This window comes from Pseudomonas abieticivorans (genome assembly GCF_023509015.1).
Classification (GTDB): domain Bacteria; phylum Pseudomonadota; class Gammaproteobacteria; order Pseudomonadales; family Pseudomonadaceae; genus Aquipseudomonas; species Aquipseudomonas abieticivorans.
In genome coordinates this window covers 5,012,792-5,036,576 of record NZ_CP094975.1, presented here as the reverse complement: position 1 = coordinate 5,036,576, position 23,785 = coordinate 5,012,792, and the positions used below count along the sequence as shown (strand labels likewise).

Genomic DNA, 23,785 nt, shown 5'->3' with positions numbered 1-23,785 from the left:
GTGGTAGCACGTTAGTTTCGTTCAAAAAGGTCTCGCCAAGGCATCAAGTAGGGCGTCGCAGCAGGCGCAGCGAACCGGGCGGCGGCTCGTTGAGCACGGCCCAGAACACCCCAAGGTCAGAGATCGCGGTCACGAACTCCTTGAACTCCACAGGTTTGACCACGTAGGCATTGACCCCAAGCTCATAGGCGCGCGACAGGTCCAGCTCCTCGCGTGAGGAGGTCAGCATCACGATGGGGATGCTGCGCAGCTCGGCCGATTCACGCACCACTTTCAACACCTCCAGGCCATCGACCTTGGGCAGCTTGAGATCCAGCAGCAGCACCGCCGGGTTGCCTTCCAGGCGATCGGCGTAAGCATTGCGGCGCAGTAAATAGTCGAGTGCTTCGGCACCGTCGCGCAGCACGATGACTTCGTTAGCCAGTTGGCTGCGCTCCAGCGCCACCAGGGTCAATTCCAGATCCCGTGGATTGTCTTCCACCAGCAGGATGGGTTTGAGCATGCTTTACCTCTGTCTCTTTCGGTTAATCAAGGCGTTTTTCCAAATCCCTGGGCAAGGCAAAATAGAACGTCGCGCCTTTGTCCAGTTCACCCTCGGCCCACACTCGGCCATCATGGCGCTCGATAATCCGCCTCACGCTGGCCAGGCCGATGCCTGTGCCCTCGAATTCTTCCATGCGGTGCAGGCGCTGGAACACACCGAACAGTTTGTCGACGTAGGCCATGTCAAAGCCCACGCCGTTATCCCTGACATAGACCACGGTTTCGTCTTTTTGCTCATACGCGCCCACTTCAATCACCGCCGGGTCGCGATCGCGGCTGTACTTGATGGCATTGGAAATCAGGTTGCGCAATGCCAGGTGCAAAAACGCCGCATCGGCGACCAGGCGCGGCAAGGGCTGGATCTCCCACTGCAGGTTGCGGCCCTGGTAGTCCGGGGCCATTTCCTGGCAGATGGCGTCTACCAATACCCGCAGGTTCACGTCGGACAAGCGCAGGGCCGAGCGCCCCATCTGTGAAAAACTCAGCAAGTTGTCGACCAGGCTGCCGGCGAACTTCGCCGAGTCGCCGATGTGCTCGAGAAAGCGCTGGCCCCGCTCGGAGAGTTTTTCGCCCTCGTAGTCATTGAGCAATTCGGCGTAGCCGGCAATGTGCCGCAGCGGCGCGCGCAGGTCGTGGGACACGCTGTAGGAAAAGGCTTCGAGCTCCTTGTTGGACTTTTTTAACTCACTGGCCAGCTGCGCCAGTTCCTCGGCCTTGCGCAACACGATGCCGAGCACCGCCGTGCGCAGCTCCTCCACCCCTTCGATAGACAGCTCGTCCCAAGAGCTGGAAAACCCGCTGACGGTTTCCTGCCAGCTGGCAAAGCTGTTGCGCGGGTTGAGTGTGCCGGTGGCGTCGAAGGATTTTTCCGGTTTACCGGCCCATTCCACGGTGCGCACTTGCTCAGGTTTGAACCAGATCAGGTAATGGGAATGAATTTTCGAAATCGCCACCGCCAGCACGCCACTGACCTGCTCGGCCAGTTGCGGCAAGGCGTTGATGTCGCGGCTTACATTGTCGGTGTGGAACACACTCTGCCCGGCGTGCTCATCCAGCCACTCGGTCAACGCCAGCACCTGGGCGTCGGACGGCGTCTCGCCGATCAGGTCACAACTGTTGGCGGTGATGATGGCCGCACCGCGGGCCTGGGCGAACTCCACGAAAGTGCGCGACAGCGCCAGCGCCCCTTCGCGCACGCTGTCACGGTCGGCCATGGCCGAGAGCAACTGCACCACGTGCTGGCGCACACCCAGCATTCGCTGGTTGCGCCTTTGCACTTCCATGGACTCGATCTGCAGCGACAACACACTGCCCAGCAGGTCGCAAGCAGCCCGCGCCTGGTAGTCCACCGCCCGGGGCTCGGCGTGGTGGCAGGCGATCAAGCCCCACAACTTGCCGCCGACCATGATCGAAATCGACATGGACGCCAGGGTCTGCATGTTGCGCAAGTACTGCAAGTGCACCGGCGAAACACTGCGCAGGCTGGCGTAGCTCAGGTCCAAGGGGCGTTCGGTCAGCGGGTTGTTAGGCGGCACCAAGGGCGAGGCGATGTAGTGGGCGTCTTCGATCACCCGGATGCGGTTGGCGCAGTACAAAGCCCGGGCCTGGGGCGGAATATCGGACGCGGGGAAGTGCAGCCCAAGATAGCTGGGGTACCCCTCATCGGCTTTTTCCGTCAACACCTGGCCGCAGCCCTCGGCGTCGAACCGGTAAGCCATCACCCGGCCGAAACCCGTGATGCGCTTGACCTCGGCCACGGCATCGGTACACAGCGACTCAATGCTCTCGGCGCCTTGCACCTGGGCAATGAAGGTGCGTACCAGCGGATACAAGTTGCCATAGGCCGCCATCACATCGCTGGCCGGCTCGAACTCGGCAATCAGTACGCCATCGAAGCGGTGCACCAACATGGCAATCGCCGGCTGCCCAGGTGGGCCCTCGCGAAAGCGCACATCGCCCAGGTGGGTAGGCTTGTGTTCATCCTCGCCAATGCCCGCCAGCCGCTCGCTCACACGCTCGCCCTCTAGCACCAGCTGGGCCAGGGGACGACCCAGCATCTCGTCGGGGGCCATGCCCAGCCAGGCCTGTACGTTGGCGCTGGCCTGCAACACGTGGTGGCCTTGGGGGTGCAAGGTCAGCAAAAAGCCTTGGGGCTGAATGCTGCCAGGCACATGGATGGCTTCCCGGGCACAGTTGGCCGTGGCGTCCGCCAGTGCGCGGGCAGTGTCGCTGGAAGTCAAAGACGCTCTCCTTGTTCGCGAGGACAAAACACTGGGCTTGCCGACGCAGCGGGTGGTTATCCGCGGGTGATCCAAATAGACAGTTGAAAAGTTGGACAACACTTTAACAAAAATGTGCTCCCTACCGACGCGGCTTTTTATCGCCCCTGAGCGACCAGTTCCTTGCCATAGCCGACCAGCCAATCACGCACCTTAGGCCCGGTGCCAGCCTTGTCGGCCAGGTGGTGGGTGTTGTTAGACACCCAGGTCAGGCGCGTGAAACTGTTGCCCTGCGCATCGCGCATGCCATAAATGAGCGCGCTGTGCCCGGCCACCTGCGCATTGGCCAACTCCTTGATGGTGGTCAGGCTCACGCCCTTGAGCACCATGTCCTGCAATACCAGGTCGCCGCCCGGGCAACTGAGGTATTGCTTGAAGCCGTTCATGCCTTCGGCGGTGAACACCCCCATGGAAAACGATTCCTGCAATTGGCACGGGCCCGTGGTTTTCAACCGTACCGGCGCATACAACCCAGCCGTGCCGGGCGCCACCTTGCTGGCGGCCTTTTCGGCGCGCATCGACAGCAAACGTTCGGCCATGCTTGCGCTGTACACATCTTGTACATAGTTGCTGGGCTTCCTGAGCTTGCGCAGGTTCTGCTCGATGCGCGCACGGTCTTGCGCCGCCACCGCCGACACCGGCTGCGCCCCTGCCCGCAGCGGCAACGCTTCGGTGCATGGCACGCCCCAGGTCGTCTTGCTGCTTGAGCGGAATATCGAAAATGGAGATTTCACGATAGCCCTGGGTCGTGGGCAGGCGATCGTAGGGGTCGTTGTCTGCCCCGCTGGCCAAGGGCGAGCAGGTACAGAGGGCGGCGCAGGCCAGTGAAAGGGTTGGACGCATGGTTTCAGTCCTTGAAACGAAACGGTGGCGGCAGGGCTCTGGAGCAGGCCCTGCACGAACGCGCAAGGCTGAATGAATAATAGAGGGTTTCGGGAAAAAACTCATGAACCGCAGGGCGATTTTTTAGGGTCTTTTCAGCCTTTTCCGACGCACCCTATCCCGCACGGCAACATGGCAAAGTGCTGCTAATGTTAACCCTACAACACCTCGATAGATCCCCAGGGGCATCGACATGCGCTACAACCTGCTGGACAACCAACGCAACGAATTCATCCTGGTGGCCCGCATCCTGCTGATGATCCTGTTCGTCATCAGCGGCTGGGCCAAACTCACGCACTTCTCCGGCACCGTCGCCTACATGGGCTCCCTGGGTGCACCGGTGCCCGAGGTTGCGACCGGCATCGCCATCTTCATGGAGTTCTTTGCCGGCATCATGATCATCGCCGGTTTCTATACCCGCCCGTTGGCGCTGCTGTTTGCGCTGTTCGTGCTGGGCACGGCGCTGATCGGCCACCCCTTCTGGCACATGGTGGACCCGGAGCGGGCGACCAACCAGATCAACTTCTTGAAGAATGTGAGCATTATTGGCGGATTATTGTTGCTGGTAGTGTCGGGGCCAGGGCGCTATTCGGTGGATGGGCGCTGAGGGATTGGCGCGGCCAAGGCACGTCATTGTTTGCGAAGCTGCTCGGCCATGGCATTGGGACTACGCAGTCAAAATGCGGCCAGCCTTCAAGCCCCGTCTACCAACTGCTTGCGCATGGGCACGCAGGCCAATTGGAGCCCGGACGGCGAGTGATAAATCGCCTGCGCGCCTGCCGTGAAACCACAGCGCTGATAAAACGCCTGGGCATTGAGCGTGGCTTCAAGATGGACTTGCGCCAGCCCGGCCTCGCGTGCCAACTGCTCAAGGAAATGAATCATCTTTTTACCGATGCCCTGCCCCATGAACCCCGGCAGCACGAAGATGGCCTCCAGCTCACCGCTATCAAGGTTGATCACCCCAGTCGCCACGGGGCGATCGCTCACGCACGCCACGTAGTAGTCCTTCGCCACCCAGGCCCGGTACTTTTCCGTGAGCGGCACGCACGTCCACGCCATCACCTGCGCATCGGTGTAAACAGCCTTGCACTGCTGCCGTATGGCGTGCAAGCGGATATCGAAGGCGGCCCGGGCATCGCTGCGCGTGGCTCGGCGGATGTGCAACATGTCCACTCTCCTGACAAGGGCCATTGATGGACGGAGAATGAAAAAGCCCCATCCATTGCTGGCGGGGCCTTTATTGATGCTGATGTTAACTACGCGCGCATCACCTATGGCCCGCCGAAAGGGGTCATCGAAGGGCGCATCATGCTTACGCGGCAGTTGATAGTCATGGGGGGATAGTCTTTGGATCTGGCGTGCGTGTCAATCCAGGTGTCGTTGGACTACCCTGCTAATGGCTGGGTATTGATGCGTGAATAAAGAAAAACCCCACGAGCGTTGGGCGGGTGGGGTTTTCTGAGCAGGCTTGGTAAGGCCTGTGAAGCAAAGATGGTGCCCGAAGCCGGAATCGAACCGGCACGCCCTTACGAGCGGGGGATTTTAAGTCCCATGCGTCTACCAGTTTCGCCATTCGGGCGGTAGCGCGGTGAAGCATTGCACACATCGGGGCGGGTGTACTGCATTCGTTAATAACGATTAGGCAGCACGGCCCGCGCTGTGGCAGGCCGAAGAATATATACACCCTGCCCTCTGGACGCAAGGAAGAAAGGCCGCATTTATGGACAAATCATTTCCAGCCCAATCGAAAAAAACGCGCCAGATCAATCACCTGGCGCCCTCCCCTGGCTGGACTAAAGTCGCCTGGCTGCCCGCCGATACAGTGACTGATACACAGGAAAAGAGGAGCTGCCCATGTGGGTTTTTCTGCTGAGCTGGTGCGCGCTGTCCGTGCTGGGCACCGTGGTTGCGGTGGCGATGATCCGTGCGGGCAAGCGCCAGGCCGCGACGGCGGGTGCTGCCCGGCGCGTGCCACGTAAACACTGAAGGTTAACCGGCGGGCATTGGCTTACACTGCAGCCTTTGATCCCCCTTTTGTGACCGGAACTGCCATGTTGCCCAACGCCGAGCTGTACAAACCCTCTACCGACTACGCCGACAAGCTGATCAGCCAGATCGGCCAAACGCCCTCGTGGATCGCCAAGCGCATCGGCGTGACGGACAAGCGCATCCGTTACATCCTGGACGGCGAACGCACGGTGAAAGGCGAAACCACGGCGATCCAGATGACCTACTGCGAGCAGTTTGCCCTGGAGTGCCTGGCGGCGGAGGCCAAAAGCCGGAAAAAGGCTGAATAAGCCCGCCTAAGCTGTCTGAATTTCGTTTACTTGCGTGTCGGCCAACGGCGACAATCGCGCACTTTTTTCCTTCATTGAGGTTCGCAACATGCGTAAAGCACTTTCCATCCTGGCCCTGACCGTTCTGTTCGCACAAGGCGCCATGGCGGGCAGCGGCACCCAGGCAGCCGTGGGTGGTGGTTTGGGCGGCGCGCTGGGCAACGTGATCGGCCAGAAGATGGGCGGCAGCTCGGGCGCAGCGCTGGGCGCAGGCCTTGGCGGTGCGGCGGGTGGCGCGGCCACGGCCAAGAAAGGCCATAAAACCAAGGCAGCCGTAGGCGGCGGCCTGGGTGCGGCGGGTGGCTCGTTGCTGGGTAACAAGCTGGGCGGCAGCACCGGCGGAGCAATTGGCGCAGGCTTGGGTGGCGCAGCTGGCGGTGCGCTGGGCGGTAAGTAAAACGGCCTGGTGTTGCGCGTTGAAGAGCCCGGCTTAGGTCGGGCTTTTTTATATGCACAGCCCTCCTCCTTCTGTAGGAGCGGATTTATCCGCGAAAAGAACAACGCCGTAATTCAGGTACACAGCGTTGTTCTTTTCGCGGATAAATCCGCTCCTACCGCGGGTGAACACAGAAGTACTCCCAAAGGTTTGCACGGGCCGACTTCGCTTGGCAGTCGTGCATTCGGCACGACACCCTGCTGCCTACAATAAGCGCTACGACAGTCGCGTGTGGGGGAGCCCTTGGATCTGCCGGCACTGGTCCGGTTCGCTGACCCGCTCGTAGCTGCCCCCCTTTTCCCGGTGGCCAGCGCTCGTTACCTAACAGGTGAATCAGCGAAAGGGTTGGTGGACGCATTATTGAAAGACAATGCGCAGCGCAGCTAAGCAAGGCAGAGTGCATTGAGATGAAAATCGGCCTGATCTCCGACACCCACGGCTTGCTTCGCCCCGAGGCGCTGGCCGCGTTGCAAGGTTGCGAGCACATCGTGCACGCCGGCGACATTGGCAAACCCGAGGTGCTCGACGCGTTGCGAGCACTCGCGCCGCTGACCGTGGTGTACGGCAATATCGACCTGGACAAGGACTGGGCCCAGGCCTTGGCGCACACCGAGGTGGTCACACTGGGTGGCATCGGGCTGCTGGTAACCCATGAGCGCAAGGACGTGCCCGACACCTTGCCGCCCGGGGTCCAGGTGGTGGTGACGGGGCACTCGCACAAACCGAGCCTGCAAACGCTGGACGGAGTGTTGTTCATCAACCCTGGCAGTGCCGGCCCCCGGCGGTTCAGCTTGCCAGTGGGGCTGGCGCTGGCGTGGTTGACCGATGCCGGCGCCCAAGGGCAATTGATTACTCTGTAACCCGGCTATTTGCGGGCGAGTTTGTATTTCACGCACCCCTCGTAAAACGTCTGGCGCACGGTGGCAGGCTTGGCCCGGGAAGCGCTGTCGTAGGTTTGCTCGGTAATGCCCATGGCCATCATGCGCATCCAGTGCTTGTCGAACTTGTACGCTTGGATTTTTTGCCGGGCGGCATACAACGACACCCCCGACAGCTTAAGCTCCTGAGCCCTGGCGGCGGTACCCGCGCCCCAGCTGCACATATAGCGGTCGCCTGCCACCAGCTCCTTGCCCTCGGCAGACACGGCCATGCCCACGAGGGAAAACGAGATCAGCCTGATCCATACGTTGCGCATCAATGCCTTCCTAACCACCTGAAATAAAATGAGTTTGTCGAAATAATTAGAAACAGGGGGCCAGCAAAATGCCTTCGCTGGCGCATTAATCTCACGCCGCTTGTGTATAGGCGCTGCCGTGAAACTTGTTTGGAAAGTCGCAGTCTTAGACCGGCTTTGGCCGCCGCCCGGCGCCCAATAACCGGTCAACCCCTTAGAGCTGCCCGCCCCATGCGCCAAAATGTTCGCCGCTCCCGCTTTGCTTCGCTGTGCCTGATCCCCTTGCTGCCACTGCTCGCCACCCAAGCCCACGCCGACGACGAGCGGCAGTTGGCGGGCGCCATCAACAACTACCGCACCCACCCGCAACGTTGCGAAGGGCGCGGCTATCCGGGCCTTGCGCCACTGGCGCTAAAGCCCAACCTGGCCCTGCCCGTGGGGTACGACGGTGGCTTGCGCGATGGCTTGAAAGCCGCCGGCTACCAGGCCGCTGTCGTACAGGCCATCCGCGTGACCGGGGCACCTTCGGCGCAAGCCGCGTTTGCCCAGTTTCAGAGTGAATACTGCGAAGACTTGTTGGACAACCAATATGCCGACATCGGCATCAGCCGTGCGGGCAACCAGTGGCGCATGGTGCTGGCGCGGCCGCTGCTCGACACGCGCCTGGGCAATGGCCGCGCCACGGCCAACACCCTGCTGGCCGAAGTTAACGCGGCCCGCGCCAGGCCGCGCCTGTGCGGCAACCGGCCGTTTGCTGCCGCCCGCCCCTTGAGCTGGAGCGCCGCCCTGGGCACGGCGGCGCAGGGCCATAGCCGGGCAATGGCCAACGGCAATTACTTCGCCCACCGCGACCCTGATGGCGACACCCCGGCCGACCGTGCCAAATCCGCCGGCTACCGTGGCCGGCAAATTGGCGAAAACATCGCCGCCGGGCAAGGTTCGCCCGACAAGGCCATGGCCGGCTGGCTGGCCAGCCCCGGGCATTGCGCCAACCTGATGAACCCGATGTTCACTCAGGTAGGCGCCGCCTATGCGGCCGACACCCGCAGCGAGCTGGGGATTTATTGGACGATGATGTTCGGCGCCCCCTAGCCCTGCTGGGCCCAGGCCCTCATTTAACCCCAGCGGTTAAACTTGTAGGACAACTAAGCCCCAACTAGTGATCATCTAATTACCCGACGTAATACACCGCTGCCCCTGCAAAATTCAGACTATGATCGTCTGGGATTAACGTTCATGCTTGGCTGAAAAAGGGAGCTGCGCCATGCACCACAGGGGGTTCAAGTATTGGGAATGGGCGGACTGCACGCTGCACGCGGCCGCCCATGACGAGAAACTGGATGACGGCCGGCATATTAATGTATTGGCACGAATATCCAGAGCGGGTATTCACCAGGTGTTCATCGGCCTGTACAACAGCACAGGCTTACCGCTGCGGGAAAACTACTACGATGACCTCGAACACGATGACCTGACGCAGGCCCTTCACCATGGCATTGCCCAGGCGCGCCAGCTAGTGACGACCTGCGCATGAATTTGGCGCACAACAAAAAACCCCGTAGACGTTAATCTACGGGGTTTCTGATGATGGAGGCCGAGGTCGGAATCGAACCGGCGTAGGCGGATTTGCAATCCGCTGCATAACCATTTTGCTACTCGGCCCCAAACATCAAGTCACCAAACTGCAACGACTCAATGCATTTAAACTGGAGCGGGAAACGAGACTCGAACTCGCGACCCCGACCTTGGCAAGGTCGTGCTCTACCAACTGAGCTATTCCCGCGTCGTGTTGACGGGCGCCATTCTATCGAATCGGCAACTTACGTCAACCCCTTGATTCAAAAAAACTTTATTTCTTTTCCGTGTGGATGCTCATGTGCGGCCAGGCAGCGCGCAGGTAGTGCACCATCGACCACAGCGTCAGGGCCGCCGAAAGCAGCAGCAAGGCGTAGCCCAGCAGCACCCAGAAGCTCAAGGCCGAGGGGTTGGCCAGCAGGATCACCAGCGCCAGCATCTGCGCCGCGGTTTTCCATTTGCCCAGGTTGGACACGGCTACTTGGGCACGCGCACCCAGTTCGGCCATCCATTCACGCAGGGCCGACACCACGATCTCGCGGCCGATGATCACTGCCGCCGGCAAGGTCAGCCACAGGTTGTGGTGTTCTTGCACCAGCAGCACCAAGGCCACGGCCACCATCAGCTTGTCGGCGACCGGGTCCAGGAACGCGCCGAACGGCGTGCTCTGCTCCAGGCGCCGGGCCAGGTAGCCATCCAGCCAATCGGTGGCCGCGGCAATCGCGAACACGGTGCTGGCGGCCATGTAGCTCCACTCGTACGGCAAATAGAACAGCAGAATGAAGATGGGGATGAGCGCGACGCGAAGTACGGTTAACAGATTCGGGATATTCATCGGCACAACTGGCTGCTAGGTGAAGGGGCATTCTACTCGCTGTGCAGATTCGCATAAATCGACTCGGCAAGCTTTTTACTGATCCCCGGGGCTTTGGCAATCTCCTCGATGCTGGCACGTGACAGCTCCTGGAGGCCACCAAAATGTTTTAAAAGGTCACGCCGGCGTTTTGGCCCAACGCCCGCCACCCCTTCCAGGGTAGAGGTACGGCGGGTTTTGCCGCGTCGGGCACGGTGGCCGGTGATGGCGAAGCGGTGGGCTTCGTCGCGAATCTGCTGGATCAGGTGCAGCGCCGGCGAGTCGCCCTTGAGGGTGAACTCGTGGGCGACGTCGTTGAGGTACAGGGTTTCGAAACCGGCCTTGCGGGTGGTGCCCTTGGCTACGCCAAGCAGGATCAGGTCCGGCACGGCCAGTTCATTGAGCACATCGCGAGCCATGTTCAACTGGCCCTTGCCACCGTCCACCAACAATACGTCAGGCAGCTTGCCCTCGCCGTCCTTGATCTTGCTGAAACGCCGGGTGAGCGCCTGGTGCATGGCCGCATAGTCATCGCCGGCGGTCACGCCTTCGATATTGTAACGGCGATAGTCGGCCTTGATCGGACCTTCGGGGCCGAACACCACGCAGGAGGCCACCGTGGCCTCGCCGCTGGAGTGGCTGATGTCGTAGCACTCAAGGCGCTGCGGCGGCTCGTCCAGGTTGAGCACTTCGGCCAGCGCCTCGAAACGCGCGGTCACGTGTTGGCGGTTGGCCAGGCGCGCACCCAGGGCCTGCTCGGCATTGGTCACGGCCAGTTGCTGCCAGCGCGCGCGGGTGCCGCGCACCCGGTGGCTGACGCTGAGCTCGCGCCCCCGCAAGGTATCGATGGCCGCCACCAATGCCTCGGCGTCCTCGGGCACCACGTTGACGATCAATTCGGCCGGCAGTTCGCGCTCGCTGTGGCTGAGATAATACTGGGCCAGGAACGCCGACATCACTTCGGCCACCTCTTCTTCTATGCCCACTTGCGGGAAGAAGTTCTTGCTGCCCAGCACTCGCCCGCCGCGCACGCTGATCAGGTGCACGCAGGCGCCGCCCGGGTTGACGAACGCGGCGATCACGTCCACGTCGCCGCTGCCGCCCTCCATGCTCTGCTGGTCCTGTACGCGGCGCAGCAAGGCGATCTGGTCACGCAGCAAGGCGGCGTTCTCGAAGTCCAGGCTCATCGCGGCCTGTTCCATGCTGGCCGACAGCTCGTTGGTCAACTGGTGGCTGCGCCCTTCGAGGAACATGATCGAGTGGCGCACGTCTTCGGCATATTCCTCAGGTTCCACCAGGCCCACGCAGGGCGCCTTGCAGCGCTTGATCTGGTACTGCAGGCACGGCCGCAAGCGGTTCTTGTAGAAGCTGTCTTCGCATTGGCGCACGAAAAACGCCTTCTGCAACAGGCTCAAACTTTCGCGAATGGCACCGGCGCTGGGGTACGGGCCAAAGTACTTGCCCTTGGCCTTCTTGGCCCCGCGGTGAATGCTCAACCGCGGGAATTGCCCGTCAGACAAAAACACATAGGGGTAGGACTTATCGTCGCGCAGCAGGATGTTGTAGGGCGGCCGCCATTCCTTGATCAGCGTCTGCTCAAGCAGCAGTGCTTCGGTCTCGTTGGCAGTGATGGTGGTTTCCACCGAGGCAATACGCCCCACCAACGCGGCGGTCTTGGGTGCAAGGCCGGTTTTGCGAAAATAACTGGCCAGGCGTTTCTTGAGGTTCTTGGCCTTGCCCACGTACAGCAGGCGCGCGTCGGTATCGAACATCCGATACACACCCGGACGGGCGCTGCAGGTGGACAGAAAGGCGCTGGGATCAAATGGAGCGTTCATGGTCAAAGGCTGGCATCAACCATGCCGTGCCGCACCGCCAGCAGCGTCAACTCGACGTCGCTGGCGATCGAGAGTTTCTCGAAGATCCGGTAGCGGTAGGTGTTCACGGTTTTCGGCGACAGGCACAACTTGTCGGAAATGACCTGCACCTTCTGGCAGCCGACGATCATCAGGGCAATCTGGATCTCGCGTTCGGACAACAGTTCGAACGGCGAATTGCTGGTTTGCGGCTGGAACGACTTGAGCGCCAATTGCTGGGCGATCTGTGGGCTGATGTAACGTTGCCCGGCAAATACCAGGCGAATGGCCTGCACCATCTCGTCCAGGCCCGCGCCCTTGGTCAAGTACCCCGCCGCGCCAGCTTGCAGCAGGCGCGTGGGGAAGGGATCTTCTTCGCACACGGTGACCGCCACCACCTTGATGTCGGGGTGGCTGATCAACAGCTTGCGGGTGGCCTCCAGGCCGCCGATGCCGGGCATCTTGACGTCCATCAGGACCACGTCCGGGCGCAATTCGCGGACCAGCTTGAGGGCCTCCTCGCCCGATTCGGCCTGGCCGACCACCTGCAACCCATCGATATCGGCGAGCATCCGCGTAATGCCTGTTCGGACCAGATCATGGTCATCGACAACTAGGACCCTAATCAACAGACACCTCGTATTGTGGTCTTGTGGGATGTTGGCAACCTTAACAAATATCGGATCCCAGACCTAGTTCAAAGCGTCATCAACATGGCGCCAAGCGTCGACTTACGCCAGCTAGCCGGTTTTCCGGGACCTGTGCTTGACCGTGTAGCTGGCGGTCATTTCCGCCAGACTGTTGGCCATGTGCCGGATCGCGTCCTGCCCCTCCCTCGGCAGCACCCGATAATGCCCCAGGATGTGTTCCTCGCCTTGGCTTAATTGATCAACGGGCGTGGGTGTTCGTTCCCCGGTGACCACATACATCACGTCGACGCCGATTTGCGCGACGGCGGCCAGGTAGTCGGCCTTGGGCGTGCGCTCGCCGCTTTCGTATTTGCCCTGCGCGTTGGGCTCCACCCCGCCGACCTCGCCAAAGGCCTTTTGGGTCAGCTCCAGGCGCTCCCGTTCTTTGCGTAGACGCGAACCAATTCCAGTCATTTGAATGTATAATCCCTTATTAAGCATCCATATGGATGTGTCTTTGACCATTTTTAAATCGAATGAAACGGACTTGAACTATGCACGGTATACGGACTGCCGCACAAGCCAGGGCCTGGCTGGATCAGCAGGGAAAATCGGTACAAGAATTTGCCAGAGAGCACGGAGTAGACCCGGCCACCACCTATCAGATATTGGCCGGGCGCAAGAAAGGCAAACGCGGGGAGTCACACAAAGTCGCGGTTTTGCTGGGGATGAAGGAAGGCACGGTGCCGCAGGAGGCGGACCGAACGCAGCCTTGAGCCCGATCTGTCAAACCTTGCATTCCATGCGCAGGAAGCACTCGTCGATACCCACCTGCTCGAAGCCTTTGCGCAGGTAAAGGTAACGCGCCGGGTTGCTGGCAAACACCGTCAGGCGCACCAGGGGCAACCGCCGCTGGCGCGCCAGTGCCACCACTTGGTCGATCACCCAACTGCCAACCCCCTTCCCTCGAACACACTCATTCAGATGTAATTCGCGGATGAACAGCGCACGGCTGTCCAGGCTGAGGCTGACGTAGCCCTGGCGCACGCCATCGACTTCGATCAGGCGGTTGTCGCGCCATACCCAGGCCTGGTTGAAGCCCTCTTCTTCCCAGCGCAGGTCGAATTCGCTGTAGTAGCGCAGCATGGCGCCCCTCGTGAGGTCGCGAGCGTAGGATAAGTCCTGATCGGTGGCAGGACGCAACTGCAATTGCACGCTTAAAACTCCTAGATTGGCTGCACCGGTTTCCTAGCGAGCAAGTCTGGCACAGGCCATGTGCGCTGTGTAGGAGCGGCCATGACGACAAAAAGCAGTTGTCAGGGCGCGAACGGCTGAAGTAAGCTCGGCGTCACCAAATCGGAGCACCTTATGTTGCACTCAACCCACCTTCAGGCAGCACACACCGCCAGCGCACGTCGCTTGGCAGCGGTTGCGGCTGACTGTGTGGCGTGCGCACCGGTTTCTTATTATTACGGGTATTGGTTTAGCCACTGGCGCGCCTGATACCCATTATCCGGCGGCCACTTTAAACAGGTCGCCCGGTTGAAACACTCAAAAACCCCCGGTCGGCTTCCCGACCGGGGGTTTTGTTTTTTCAGCCCTTAAGCACTGCACCCAGCGACTCACACACTGATCAATTTCGAGGTATGCCCCATGAACTACGCCACCTATTACCGTTACGACACCTACACCGCCTGGCGATTTACCACCCTCCGTTCGGGCCAGCTTGCCGCCTCCGACCGGTCACTTTTGGGTGGCTCAGCTACACACATCGCCAACCCGGCCAATTGTCGAACACCGTCATAGGGCCGCGCGCGGGCCAATGCCCCGCCGCCAGCCCAGGAAAACACCTTATGAACAGCCTCATCAGCGCCCTGCCCCTGATCAACGCCCAACCGCATGCCCTGGCCCCAGCCGCCAACAGCCCGGTTTTGCAAACCTTGCCCAGCGTCAATGCCCTCAAGCAACAACTGCCCCTGAGCACCGCTCTGAGCGAGCAAGTCAGCGCTCACCGCAGCGCGGTGCGCAACATTCTCGATGGCCATGACCCACGCCTGCTGGTGATCGTGGGCCCCTGCTCCATCCACGACCCGCAATCGGCCCTGGAATACGCCCAGCGCCTGGCCGGCCTGGCGGCGGATGTGAGCGACCAGATGCTCCTGGTGATGCGCGCCTACGTTGAAAAACCCCGCACCACCGTTGGCTGGAAAGGCCTGGCCTACGACCCGCGCCTGGACGGCAGCGACGACATGGTCGGCGGCCTGAAACTGTCCCGCGAACTGATGCGCGAAGTGCTGCACATGGGCCTGCCGATTGCCACCGAACTGCTGCAACCGATGGCCGCCGGCTACTTCGAAGACCTGCTCAGCTGGGTGGCCATTGGCGCACGCACCACTGAGTCGCAGATTCACCGGGAGATGGCCAGCGGCCTGAACATGCCGGTGGGCTTCAAGAACGGCACCGACGGCGGCGTGGGCGTGGCCTGCGATGCAATCCGCAGCGCGGCCCACCCGCACCGCCACTTTGGCGTGAATGCCAGCGGCGAGCCTGCGATCATCGAAACCCGTGGCAACAGCCACGCCCACCTGGTGCTGCGCGGTGGCCACAAGGGCCCCAACTACGACCGCGACAGCATCGCCCAGGTGCATCAGAGCCTGGGCAAGGCGGCGATCCCGGCGCGTATCTTGGTGGACTGCAGCCATGCCAACAGCGGCAAAGACCCACTGCGCCAGCCCGAGGTGTTCAACGGCGTGTTGCGCCAACGCTTGCAGGGCGACCGCTCGCTGGTGGGGATGATGCTCGAAGGGCACCTGTTCGACGGCTGCCAGGCGATCGGGCCGAACATGCGCTACGGGGTGTCGGTGACCGATGGGTGTCTGGGCTGGGACAGCACCGAGCGCCTGCTGCGCGAAGCTGCCCGCCAGTTGCGCCAGGGCTCTGCGGATTCCACCCTGTAGGAGCGGATTCATCCGCGAAGGCCGCACCGCGGTTTACCCAACATACCGCAGCGGCCTTTCCCCTGGCATGCCAGGACCCACAGCTCAGTGGCTGGCACAGCCTGCGGGAACTTTTGCAGGAAAAGCTTCCCTCAGTACGGTAGGCTTCCCACTTTCTTGAAAGGAGCAATACCCCATGGCCAAAGCCACTGCCCGTCACATCCTGGTTCAGACCGAAGACAAGTGCAACGAACTGAAAGCCCAAATCGAAGGCGGCGCCGATTTCGCCGAAATCGCCAAGGCCAACTCCACCTGCCCATCCAGCCGCCAAGGCGGTGACCTGGGTTCCTTCGGCCCAGGCCAGATGGTCAAGGAATTCGACACCGTGGTGTTCAGCGCCCCGGTCAACACCGTGCAAGGCCCGGTGAAGACCCAGTTCGGTTATCACCTGTTGGAAGTGACCAGCCGTCAGGACTGATCCGCCAGATTGCATGAAATAACAGCCCGCCACCTTGGCGGGCTGTTTTGTTTGTGGCCCAGGTCCTACATGATGGTAGGGTATTTCCCAGGTTTTCATTCCGGCCCACGAATGACAAGGCAGACAATGCGCTCGGTTCTAACGTCCCTTTTTCTGACTGCCCAGTTAGTACTGCTTGCTCCCGCCTTTGCGGCACCGCAAACGTCCCTCACAGTGTATGGCGAGCCGGCCAAGTATCCGTCCGGTTTCCAGCATTTCAACTACGTGAACCCCAACGCCCCCAAGGGCGGCAGCCTGCGCCGTTCGGCGGTGGAAATCGGCCAGTTCGACCACTTGATGCCCTACATCGACAAAGGCACCGGCGTGACCCAAGTCGACGGCCTGCTGTACTCGCCCCTGGCCACCCGTTCGCTGGATGAGCCTTACACCGTGTACGGCCTGGTGGCGGAAAAGATGGAGCGCGACGACAGCGGTTTATGGCTGCGTTTTTACCTCAACCCCAAGGCAAAGTTTGCCGACGGCACGCCCATCACCGCCCAGGACGTGAAGTACACCTTCAACCTGCTGATGACCCAGGGCAGCCTGCGCTACCGCACGCAATTTGCCGACGTGCAGGACGTGCAAGTCGAAGGCCCGCTGCAGGTGCGATTCACCTTCAAGAACAACGACAACCTGACCCTGCCCCTGGACCTCGCCTCGCTGCCGGTGTTCCCCGAACACTGGTGGAAGGACCGCGACTTCAGCGACGGCGGCGGTTTCGAGCCGCCTGTGGGCAGCGGGCCGTACACGGTGGGCAAGGTGGACAATGGGCGCAGCATCACCTTCGAGCGCAACCCCACCTGGTGGGGCAAGGATTTGCCCGCCAGCCGTGGCCTGTACAACTTCGATCACTTCAGCATCGAGTATTTCGGCGACACCGAAGTGGCCCGGCAGATCCTGCGCGGCGGCGGCTACGACTACAACCGCGAGTTCAGCGCCACCGGCTACACCATCGGCTACGACAGCCCGGCATTGACCGACGGGCGCCTGCAGCGCGAGCACTTGGCCAAGGAAAGCCTGCAGTCGTCCCAGGGGTTTATTTTCAACCTGCAGCGCCCGGTGTTCCAGGACCGCCGCGTGCGCCAGGCGCTGGCCATGCTCTGGGACTTTGAGTGGAGCAACAAGCGCATGATGCGCAACATGTACATCCGCCAACAAAGCTACTTTGCCAACAGCCCCCTGGCCGCGCGCCAGTTGCCGGACGCCGCCGAGCTGAAGATCCTGGAGCCGTTGCGCGGGCAAATCCCCGACGAGGTCTTTACCCAGGTGTTCGAAGCACCGAAGACCGACGGCACCGGCTTTATCCGCGACAAGCAATTGCAAGCCCTGGCCCTGCTGGAAGCTGCCGGCTGGCACCCCGAGGGTGACAAGCTGGTGAACGCCCAGGGCGAACCGATGACCTTTACCTTTCTCAACGGTCAGGGCGGCATTGAACGCCTGTTGCTGCCCTACAAACGCAACCTGGCACAGATCGGTATCGACCTGCAGATCCGCCGCATCGACTCGGCGCAATACCTCAACCGGCTGATGGCCCGCGACTACGACATGATCGTCACCGGCTACCCGGTGTCGCCTTCCCCCGGCGTTGAGCTGTACAACTATTTCGGCTCGGATGCGGCCAACGACCCGGGTTCCAACAACTACATGGTGCTGAAAAACCCGGCCGTGGACAGCCTGATCAAAGGCTTGATCCAGGCCCGCACCAAAGCCGACATGACCACCTACGCCCACGCCCTGGACCGGGTGCTGCAGTGGAATTACTACTGGATTCCCAACTACTACCCGCCGGGCACCTCGACCGTGTGGTGGAACCGCTTCGGCATGCCCAAGGTGGCCGCCAGCAATGACGAGGCCATCGAAAGCTGGTGGGAAATCAGTCCCACGGCCCTGACCACCGAGCAAATGGCCGCCCGCCGTGCCCAGGAGAAGCCTTGATGCTGGCCTATACACTGCGGCGCCTGCTACTGATCATCCCGACCTTGCTGTTTATCCTGCTGGTGAACTTTGTCATCGTGCAAGCGGCCCCCGGCGGCCCGGTGGAGCAAGCCATCGCCCGCCTGCAAGGTATGGGCGGCGGCAGCGTGACCGGCGGCGGTGGCGACACGGCCCACGGCGCCTCGCGCGCCAGCCGGGGCCTGGACCCCAAGCTGATCAAAGACATCGAAAAGCAATACGGCTTCGACAAGCCAGCCCCCGAGCGCCTGTGGTTGATGCTCAAAAGTTACGCGAGCCTGGACTTTGGCAAGAGCTTTTTCCGCGGCGCCAAGGTCACCGACCTGATTTTGCAGAAGATGCCGGTGACCTTGTCGCTGGGTTTCTGGGCCACGCTGATCACCTACCTGGTGTCGATCCCCCTGGGGATTCGCAAGGCGGTGCGCCACGGTAGCCACTTCGACGTGTGGACCAGCACCGCGATCATCATCGGCTACGCTATGCCGGCGTTCCTGTTTGCCATGCTGCTGATCGTGCTGTTTGCCGGCGGCACGGCGCTGAACTGGTTCCCGGTGCGCGGGCTTGTGTCGGAGAACTTCGACCAGTTGTCGACCCTGGGCAAGGTGGCCGATTACTTCTGGCACCTGGTGCTGCCGGTGCTGTCGTTGGTGATCGGCGGTTTTGCTACCCTGACCATCCTCACCAAGAACTCCTTCCTCAACGAGATCACCCGCCAATACGTGGTCACCGCACGGGCCAAGGGCGTTAGTGAAACTCGCGTGCTGTACGGCCACGTGTTTCGCAACGCCATGCTGCTGGTGGTGGCGGGCCTGCCGCAGGCGTTCATCAGCGTGTTCTTCGCAGGCTCCCTGTTGATCGAGGTGATCTTCTCTCTCGACGGCCTGGGCCGCTTGAGTTACGAGGCGGCCGTAGCCCGCGACTACCCCGTGGTGTTCGGCACACTGTTTATCTTCACGCTGTTTGGCCTGGTGATCAAACTGGTGGGCGACCTGTGCTACACCCTGGTCGACCCGCGCATCGACTTCGCCGCGAGGAACGCTTGATGAGCCGCCTGTCCCCCTTGGCGCAGCGGCGCCTGGCGCGTTTTCGCAGCAACCGCCGTGGTTGGTGGTCGCTGTGGCTGTTCATTGCCCTGTTCGCGGCAAGCCTGGGTGGTGAGTTGATCGCCAACGACAAGCCGCTGCTGCTCAAGTACCACGACAGCTACTACTTCCCGGTATTCAAGCGCTACACCGAGCAAGAACTGGGCGGCATGTTGCCGTTCCAGCCCGACTACCGCAGCGATTACGTGCGCAAGCTGATCAGCGACGCCGGCGGCTGGATGGTCTTCCCGCCCATCCCGTTCAGCGCCGACACGCCCAACTACGACCTGACCCAACCGGCCCCCAGCCCGCCCACCGCGGCGAACTGGCTGGGCACCGATGACCAGTCCCGCGATGTGCTGGCGCGGGTGATTTTTGGCGCACGGGTGTCGATTCTGTTTGCCTTGGCGCTGACAATCATCAGCTCATTGATTGGCATCGCCGCCGGCGCCCTGCAGGGCTACTACGGCGGTTGGATCGACCTGTTCGGCCAACGCCTGCTGGAGGTATGGTCGGGGCTGCCAGTGCTTTACCTGCTGATCATTCTGTCGGGCTTCGTGGAGCCCAACTTCTGGTGGTTGCTGGGCATCATGGCCTTGTTCTCCTGGCTGGCGCTGGTAGACGTGGTGCGCGCCGAGTTTCTGCGCGGGCGCAACCTTGAATACGTCAAAGCCGCCCGCGCCCTGGGCCTGAACGACCGCAAGATCATCGTGCGGCACATCTTGCCCAACGCCATGAACGCCACCCTGAGCTACCTGCCGTTCATCCTCACCGGCGCCATCACCACCCTCACCGCCCTGGATTTCCTGGGGTTTGGCATGCCCGCCGGCAGCGCCTCGCTGGGCGAGTTGATCGGCCAGGGCAAGGACCACCTCGAGGCGCCGTGGCTGGGCTTGACGGCGTTTTTCACCCTGGCACTGATTCTGTCGCTGCTGGTGTTTATCGGCGAGGCGTTGCGTGATGCCTTCGACCCCAGAGCGTGAGCCAATGACCATGAGCGACAACGTGATCGAAATCCGCGACCTGTGCGTCGCCTTCAACGGCAACACCGTGGTGCGCAACCTGAGCCTGGACATCCCCGACGGCCAGTGCCTGGCGCTGGTGGGCGAGTCGGGTTCGGGAAAGTCCGTCACCGCCCATTCTATTTTGCAGTTGCTGCCCCAGGCCGGCACCGTGACCACCGGCAGCATCCGCTACCACGGCACGCAGCTGGTGGGCGCCGACGCCAAGTTGCTGCGCCAGATTCGCGGCAACCGCGTGGCGATGATTTTCCAGGAGCCGATGACTTCGCTCAACCCGCTGCACACCGTGGAAAAACAGATTGGCGAAACCCTGCTGGTGCACAAAGGCCTGAGCGGCAAGGCGGCGCACGCGCGCATCCTGGAGTTGCTGGAACTGGTGGCGATCTCCAACCCCAAGGAGCGCCTGAAGGCCTACCCCCATCAACTCTCCGGCGGCCAGCGCCAGCGGGTGATGATCGCCATGGCCCTGGCCTGCGAGCCGGTGCTGCTGATCGCCGACGAGCCGACCACGGCGCTGGACGTGACCGTGCAGCGGCGCATCCTGCGCCTGCTCAAATCGTTGCAGGAGCGCCTGGGGATGTCGCTGCTGTTGATCAGCCACGACCTTAACCTGGTGCGCAGCATCGCCCAGCGCGTGTGCGTGATGCGCAACGGCGAAATCGTCGAGCAGGCCGACTGCGAGCAGTTGTTCTGCCGCCCGCAACACCCCTACAGCCGGCTGTTGCTGGATGCGGAACCGGCCGGCGAAGCCTTGCCTCGCGCTGAGCGCGACGTGGTGCTTGAGGTCGACAACCTCAAGGTCTGGTACGCCCTGGACGGCGGTTTTTTCCGTAAGCCGCGCCATTACGTCAAGGCCGTGGACGGCATCAGCCTGAGCCTGCAACGCGGCAAAACCCTGGGGATCGTCGGCGAGTCGGGCTCGGGCAAGTCGACCCTGGGCCAGGCGATTTTGCGCCTGCTGGACTCCGAGGGCAGCATTCGTTTCCAGGGCCAGTCGTTGGAGCACCTCAGCCAGCAACAGATGCAGCCCTGGCGCAAGCAGATGCAGGTGGTGTTCCAAGACCCCTACGGCAGCCTGAGCCCGCGCATGTCGGTGCAGCAGATCATCACCGAAGGCTTGGAAGTGCACGCCCACTGTGACGCCCGCGACTACGAAAAGCGGGTGATCCAGGTGCTGGAAGAAGTGGGCCTGGACCCGGCCACGCGCCACCGCTACCCCCATGAATTCTCCGGCGGCCAGCGCCAACGCATCGCCATCGCCCGCGCCCTGGTGCTCAAGCCGGCACTGATTTTGCTGGATGAGCCGACCTCGGCGCTGGACCGCACGGTACAAAAGCAGATCGTCGCCCTGCTGCGCCAACTGCAGGAAACCCATGGGCTAACCTACCTGTTCATCAGCCACGACCTGGCGGTGGTCAAGGCCCTGGCCCATGATGTGATCGTGGTCAAGGATGGCCAGGTGGTGGAACGCGGCGCCAGCCATGACCTGTTCGAGTCGCCGCAGCACCCCTACACTCGTGAGTTGCTGCTGGCGGCGTCGGTGTAAACGCTGACTGCGAACTTGCCGACTGCGGTGTGTCTTTCGCGGATAAATCCGCTCCTACGACAGAGGGCTGTATATGTCACTCGAGGGTAAAACGGCACTGGTCACCGGCTCCACCAGCGGCATTGGCCTAGGAATTGCCCTGAGCCTGGCGCAGGCCGGTGCTCGGGTGATCCTCAATGGCTTTGGCGACGCCAGCGCGGCGTTGGCCGAGGTGGGCGCATTTGGCGGACAGGTGGGCCACCACCCCGCCGACGTCAGCGACCCTGCGCAAATCGCCGAGATGGTCGAGTACGCCGAGCGCGAATTCGGCGGCGTCGACATCTTGGTCAACAACGCCGGTATCCAGCACGTGGCCGCCGTGGAAACGTTCCCGGTGGAGCGTTGGGATTCGATCCTGGCCATCAACCTGTCCGCCGTGTTCCACGGCATTCGCCTGGCCCTGCCGGGCATGCGCGAGCGCGGCTGGGGGCGGATCATCAACATCGCCTCGGTACACGGCCAGGTCGGCTCGACCGGCAAGGCCGCGTACGTGGCCGCCAAGCATGGGGTGATCGGGCTGACTAAAGTGGTGGGGCTGGAAACAGCGCTGAGCCAGGTGACCTGCAATGCCATCTGCCCAGGCTGGGTGCTGACGCCGTTGGTGCAGAAGCAAATCGACGACCGCGTGAGCGCAGGCGCCGACCCGCAACAGGCGCGCCAGGCGTTGCTGGCCGAGAAACAACCGTCCCAGGAATTCGTCACGCCGGGGCAGTTGGGCGAACTGGTGCTGTTTTTGTGCAGCGAGGCCGGCAGCCAGGTGCGTGGGGCGGCATGGAATATTGATGGGGGGTGGTTGGCGCAGTAATACGCGGCGCCTGGTTCACGGATAAAACCGCTCCTACGCAGCCTGTAGGAGTGGATTTTTCCGCGAAGGAGTCGTCACGTCGGCCGATCATCCTCCACCAACCCCCAATCGGCGCTGTCCACATCCGCCGCAGGCGTGGGCGGCGCCGGCGCCGTTGTCTGCTCGAACCCACCTTCGCGGTGCAACTTCAGCCTCAGCCGCACGTTGTTCTGCGAATCGGCATTTTTCAGCGCCTCATCCTCACTGATCGCCCCTTCCACGGCCAGGTCATACAGCGCCTGGTCGAAGGTCTGCATGCCCAGGGTGCCGGACTTTTCCATGATGCCCTTGAGCTCGGCGAATTCATTGCGGTGGATGAAGTCGCGGATCGCCGGGGTGCCGAGCATCACTTCCACCGCCGCCCGTCGCTTGCCGTCCACGGTTTTGACCAGGCGCTGGGACACGAACGCCTGCAGGTTGTTGCCCAGGTCGTTGAGCAATTGCGGGCGGCGGTCTTCGGGGAAAAAGTTGATAATGCGGTCCAGCGCCTGGTTGGCGTTGTTGGCGTGCAAGGTGGAAATCGCCAGGTGGCCGGTGTCGGCAAAGGCCAGGGCGTGCTCCATGGTTTCGCGGTCGCGGATCTCGCCGATCAATATCACGTCCGGCGCCTGGCGCAGGGTGTTCTTCAGGGCTGCCTGGAAACTGCGGGTGTCCACGCCCACTTCGCGCTGGTTGATGATCGATTTTTTGTGGCGGTGGATATACTCCACCGGATCTTCGATGGTAATGATGTGGCCGCTACTGCTACGGTTACGGTAATCGATCAAGGCGGCAAGCGACGTGGACTTGCCCGAGCCGGTGGCGCCGACGAACAGCACCAGCCCGCGCTTTTGCATCACCACGTCGAGCAACACCGGCGGCAGCTTGAGGTCTTCGAAACGCGGGATGTCCAACTTGATGTTGCGCGCCACGATCGACACTTCGTTGCGCTGCTTGAAGATATTGACCCGAAAGCGCCCGACCCCCGGCAAGGACATGGCCAGGTTCATCTCCAGGTCGCGCTCGAAGTCGGCACGCTGTTCGGCGTCCATGATGTTGGCGGCGATCAGCGCGACTTCGCCAGGCTTCAGCGCCTCGGCCCCCAGCGGCTTGAGCACGCCATTGAACTTGGCGCACGGCGGCGCCCCGGTCGACAGGTACAGGTCGGAACCGTCCTGGCTGGCCAGGGTTTTGAGCAGGGCTTGGATGTCCATATTCGGGAGTCCGCAGGGCAAACGTTAGGAAGTAAGCTATAGCTTGGCGGTAAAACAGCCTTGCAGGCAAATCATAGGATACAGGTT

26 protein-coding genes and 3 tRNA genes are annotated in these 23,785 nt (G+C 61.9%); 15 read left to right on the top strand and 14 right to left on the bottom strand.

Going from position 1 to position 23,785, the window contains the following annotated elements; translation table 11 throughout:
• Positions 1 to 43: 43 nt before the first annotated feature.
• The 3 genes from L9B60_RS23000 to L9B60_RS22990 form a co-directional block, all read right to left on the bottom strand.
• The gene (locus tag L9B60_RS23000; protein WP_249673273.1) at positions 44 to 502 is read right to left on the bottom strand and encodes a response regulator; all 459 of its coding nucleotides are present in this window, start codon (positions 500 to 502) and stop codon (positions 44 to 46) included.
• Between the two features lie 22 nt (positions 503 to 524).
• On the bottom strand, positions 525 to 2,783 hold the full coding sequence (locus L9B60_RS22995; protein WP_249673272.1) for an ATP-binding protein: 2,259 nt from the start codon (positions 2,781 to 2,783) through the stop codon (positions 525 to 527).
• 137 nt (positions 2,784 to 2,920) lie between these two features.
• Positions 2,921 to 3,556 carry a hypothetical protein gene (locus L9B60_RS22990; protein ID WP_249673271.1) on the bottom strand — a complete coding sequence of 212 codons (636 nt, stop codon included), beginning with the start codon at positions 3,554 to 3,556 and terminating at the stop codon, positions 2,921 to 2,923.
• Positions 3,557 to 3,897: 341 nt separating this feature from the next.
• Here L9B60_RS22990 and L9B60_RS22985 point away from each other — a divergent pair, with 341 nt between their 5' ends.
• Positions 3,898 to 4,311 (top strand): DoxX family protein, encoded by a 414-nt coding sequence (locus tag L9B60_RS22985; protein WP_249673270.1) that lies wholly within the window; start codon positions 3,898 to 3,900, stop codon positions 4,309 to 4,311.
• 86 nt (positions 4,312 to 4,397) lie between these two features.
• Here the strand turns inward: L9B60_RS22985 and L9B60_RS22980 are convergent, their stop codons facing one another.
• Together L9B60_RS22980 and L9B60_RS22975 are read right to left on the bottom strand one after the other, a co-directional pair.
• Positions 4,398 to 4,874: a GNAT family N-acetyltransferase gene (locus tag L9B60_RS22980; RefSeq protein ID WP_249673269.1), complete on the bottom strand. Its 477-nt coding sequence runs from the start codon at positions 4,872 to 4,874 to the stop codon at positions 4,398 to 4,400.
• A 325-nt stretch (positions 4,875 to 5,199) separates the two neighbouring features.
• Positions 5,200 to 5,286 (bottom strand) — tRNA-Leu (locus L9B60_RS22975).
• 275 nt (positions 5,287 to 5,561) lie between these two features.
• Between L9B60_RS22975 and L9B60_RS30490 the strand changes: the two genes are divergently transcribed.
• The 4 genes from L9B60_RS30490 to L9B60_RS22960 all read left to right on the top strand — a co-directional run bounded on the left by L9B60_RS30490 (position 5,562) and on the right by L9B60_RS22960 (position 7,339).
• Positions 5,562 to 5,693, top strand: a complete 132-nt coding sequence (locus tag L9B60_RS30490) for a hypothetical protein (protein WP_283780527.1) — start codon at positions 5,562 to 5,564, stop codon at positions 5,691 to 5,693.
• Between the two features lie 65 nt (positions 5,694 to 5,758).
• Complete coding sequence (locus L9B60_RS22970) at positions 5,759 to 6,004, top strand: hypothetical protein (protein WP_249673268.1); 246 nt, start codon at positions 5,759 to 5,761, stop codon at positions 6,002 to 6,004.
• 88 nt (positions 6,005 to 6,092) lie between these two features.
• The gene (locus L9B60_RS22965; protein WP_249673267.1) at positions 6,093 to 6,440 is read left to right on the top strand and encodes a bacteriocin; all 348 of its coding nucleotides are present in this window, start codon (positions 6,093 to 6,095) and stop codon (positions 6,438 to 6,440) included.
• A gap of 446 nt (positions 6,441 to 6,886) precedes the next feature.
• A complete protein-coding gene (locus tag L9B60_RS22960; RefSeq protein ID WP_249673266.1) occupies positions 6,887 to 7,339 on the top strand; it encodes a metallophosphoesterase family protein in 453 nt (150 codons plus the stop codon).
• Positions 7,340 to 7,344: 5 nt separating this feature from the next.
• Here L9B60_RS22960 and L9B60_RS22955 read toward each other — a convergent pair whose 3' ends face one another.
• Positions 7,345 to 7,674 (bottom strand): hypothetical protein, encoded by a 330-nt coding sequence (locus L9B60_RS22955; protein ID WP_249673265.1) that lies wholly within the window; start codon positions 7,672 to 7,674, stop codon positions 7,345 to 7,347.
• A gap of 210 nt (positions 7,675 to 7,884) precedes the next feature.
• Here L9B60_RS22955 and L9B60_RS22950 point away from each other — a divergent pair, with 210 nt between their 5' ends.
• On the top strand, positions 7,885 to 8,745 hold the full coding sequence (locus L9B60_RS22950) for a CAP domain-containing protein (RefSeq protein ID WP_249673264.1): 861 nt from the start codon (positions 7,885 to 7,887) through the stop codon (positions 8,743 to 8,745).
• A 172-nt stretch (positions 8,746 to 8,917) separates the two neighbouring features.
• Positions 8,918 to 9,187: a hypothetical protein gene (locus L9B60_RS22945; RefSeq protein WP_249673263.1), complete on the top strand. Its 270-nt coding sequence runs from the start codon at positions 8,918 to 8,920 to the stop codon at positions 9,185 to 9,187.
• A 54-nt stretch (positions 9,188 to 9,241) separates the two neighbouring features.
• Here the strand turns inward: L9B60_RS22945 and L9B60_RS22940 are convergent.
• The 6 genes from L9B60_RS22940 to L9B60_RS22915 all read right to left on the bottom strand — a co-directional run bounded on the left by L9B60_RS22940 (position 9,242) and on the right by L9B60_RS22915 (position 13,040).
• A tRNA-Cys gene (locus tag L9B60_RS22940) sits at positions 9,242 to 9,315 on the bottom strand.
• A gap of 45 nt (positions 9,316 to 9,360) precedes the next feature.
• Positions 9,361 to 9,436: transfer RNA gene (locus tag L9B60_RS22935), tRNA-Gly, on the bottom strand.
• Positions 9,437 to 9,502: 66 nt separating this feature from the next.
• The gene (gene pgsA, locus L9B60_RS22930; RefSeq protein ID WP_249673262.1) at positions 9,503 to 10,063 is read right to left on the bottom strand and encodes a CDP-diacylglycerol--glycerol-3-phosphate 3-phosphatidyltransferase; all 561 of its coding nucleotides are present in this window, start codon (positions 10,061 to 10,063) and stop codon (positions 9,503 to 9,505) included.
• Between the two features lie 32 nt (positions 10,064 to 10,095).
• The gene (uvrC, locus tag L9B60_RS22925) at positions 10,096 to 11,919 is read right to left on the bottom strand and encodes an excinuclease ABC subunit UvrC (protein ID WP_249673261.1); all 1,824 of its coding nucleotides are present in this window, start codon (positions 11,917 to 11,919) and stop codon (positions 10,096 to 10,098) included.
• Between the two features lie 2 nt (positions 11,920 to 11,921).
• The gene (gacA, locus tag L9B60_RS22920) at positions 11,922 to 12,566 is read right to left on the bottom strand and encodes a response regulator transcription factor GacA (RefSeq protein ID WP_249673260.1); all 645 of its coding nucleotides are present in this window, start codon (positions 12,564 to 12,566) and stop codon (positions 11,922 to 11,924) included.
• A gap of 111 nt (positions 12,567 to 12,677) precedes the next feature.
• Positions 12,678 to 13,040, bottom strand: a complete 363-nt coding sequence (locus L9B60_RS22915; RefSeq protein ID WP_249673259.1) for a helix-turn-helix domain-containing protein — start codon at positions 13,038 to 13,040, stop codon at positions 12,678 to 12,680.
• 80 nt (positions 13,041 to 13,120) lie between these two features.
• On the opposite strand from L9B60_RS22915, the gene L9B60_RS22910 reads away from it, so the two are divergent.
• Positions 13,121 to 13,342, top strand: a complete 222-nt coding sequence (locus L9B60_RS22910; protein ID WP_249673258.1) for a DNA-binding protein — start codon at positions 13,121 to 13,123, stop codon at positions 13,340 to 13,342.
• 10 nt (positions 13,343 to 13,352) lie between these two features.
• On the opposite strand, the gene L9B60_RS22905 is transcribed toward L9B60_RS22910, so the two are convergent.
• Positions 13,353 to 13,712 carry a GNAT family N-acetyltransferase gene (locus L9B60_RS22905; RefSeq protein ID WP_349631955.1) on the bottom strand — a complete coding sequence of 120 codons (360 nt, stop codon included), beginning with the start codon at positions 13,710 to 13,712 and terminating at the stop codon, positions 13,353 to 13,355.
• A 707-nt stretch (positions 13,713 to 14,419) separates the two neighbouring features.
• Here L9B60_RS22905 and L9B60_RS22900 point away from each other — a divergent pair.
• The 7 genes from L9B60_RS22900 to L9B60_RS22870 all read left to right on the top strand — a co-directional run bounded on the left by L9B60_RS22900 (position 14,420) and on the right by L9B60_RS22870 (position 22,466).
• A complete protein-coding gene (locus L9B60_RS22900) occupies positions 14,420 to 15,523 on the top strand; it encodes a 3-deoxy-7-phosphoheptulonate synthase (RefSeq protein WP_249673256.1) in 1,104 nt (367 codons plus the stop codon).
• Between the two features lie 175 nt (positions 15,524 to 15,698).
• Positions 15,699 to 15,980, top strand: a complete 282-nt coding sequence (locus tag L9B60_RS22895) for a peptidylprolyl isomerase (protein WP_249673255.1) — start codon at positions 15,699 to 15,701, stop codon at positions 15,978 to 15,980.
• A 126-nt stretch (positions 15,981 to 16,106) separates the two neighbouring features.
• On the top strand, positions 16,107 to 17,954 hold the full coding sequence (locus tag L9B60_RS22890; RefSeq protein WP_249673254.1) for an extracellular solute-binding protein: 1,848 nt from the start codon (positions 16,107 to 16,109) through the stop codon (positions 17,952 to 17,954).
• Entirely contained in the window at positions 17,954 to 19,015 is a 1,062-nt protein-coding gene (locus L9B60_RS22885) for a microcin C ABC transporter permease YejB (RefSeq protein ID WP_249673253.1), read from the top strand. Before L9B60_RS22890 ends, L9B60_RS22885 begins: the two co-directional genes overlap by 1 nt.
• Entirely contained in the window at positions 19,015 to 20,037 is a 1,023-nt protein-coding gene (locus L9B60_RS22880) for an ABC transporter permease (RefSeq protein ID WP_249673252.1), read from the top strand. The genes L9B60_RS22885 and L9B60_RS22880 overlap by 1 nt, the downstream gene beginning before the upstream one ends.
• 10 nt (positions 20,038 to 20,047) lie before the next feature.
• On the top strand, positions 20,048 to 21,622 hold the full coding sequence (locus L9B60_RS22875; protein WP_249679952.1) for an ABC transporter ATP-binding protein: 1,575 nt from the start codon (positions 20,048 to 20,050) through the stop codon (positions 21,620 to 21,622).
• Between the two features lie 73 nt (positions 21,623 to 21,695).
• Entirely contained in the window at positions 21,696 to 22,466 is a 771-nt protein-coding gene (locus L9B60_RS22870; RefSeq protein WP_249673251.1) for a 3-hydroxybutyrate dehydrogenase, read from the top strand.
• Between the two features lie 74 nt (positions 22,467 to 22,540).
• Here L9B60_RS22870 and L9B60_RS22865 read toward each other — a convergent pair whose 3' ends face one another.
• Positions 22,541 to 23,698, bottom strand: coding sequence for a PilT/PilU family type 4a pilus ATPase (locus L9B60_RS22865; protein ID WP_249673250.1), 1,158 nt, complete (start codon positions 23,696 to 23,698; stop codon positions 22,541 to 22,543).
• Between the last annotated feature and the right edge of the window lie 87 nt (positions 23,699 to 23,785).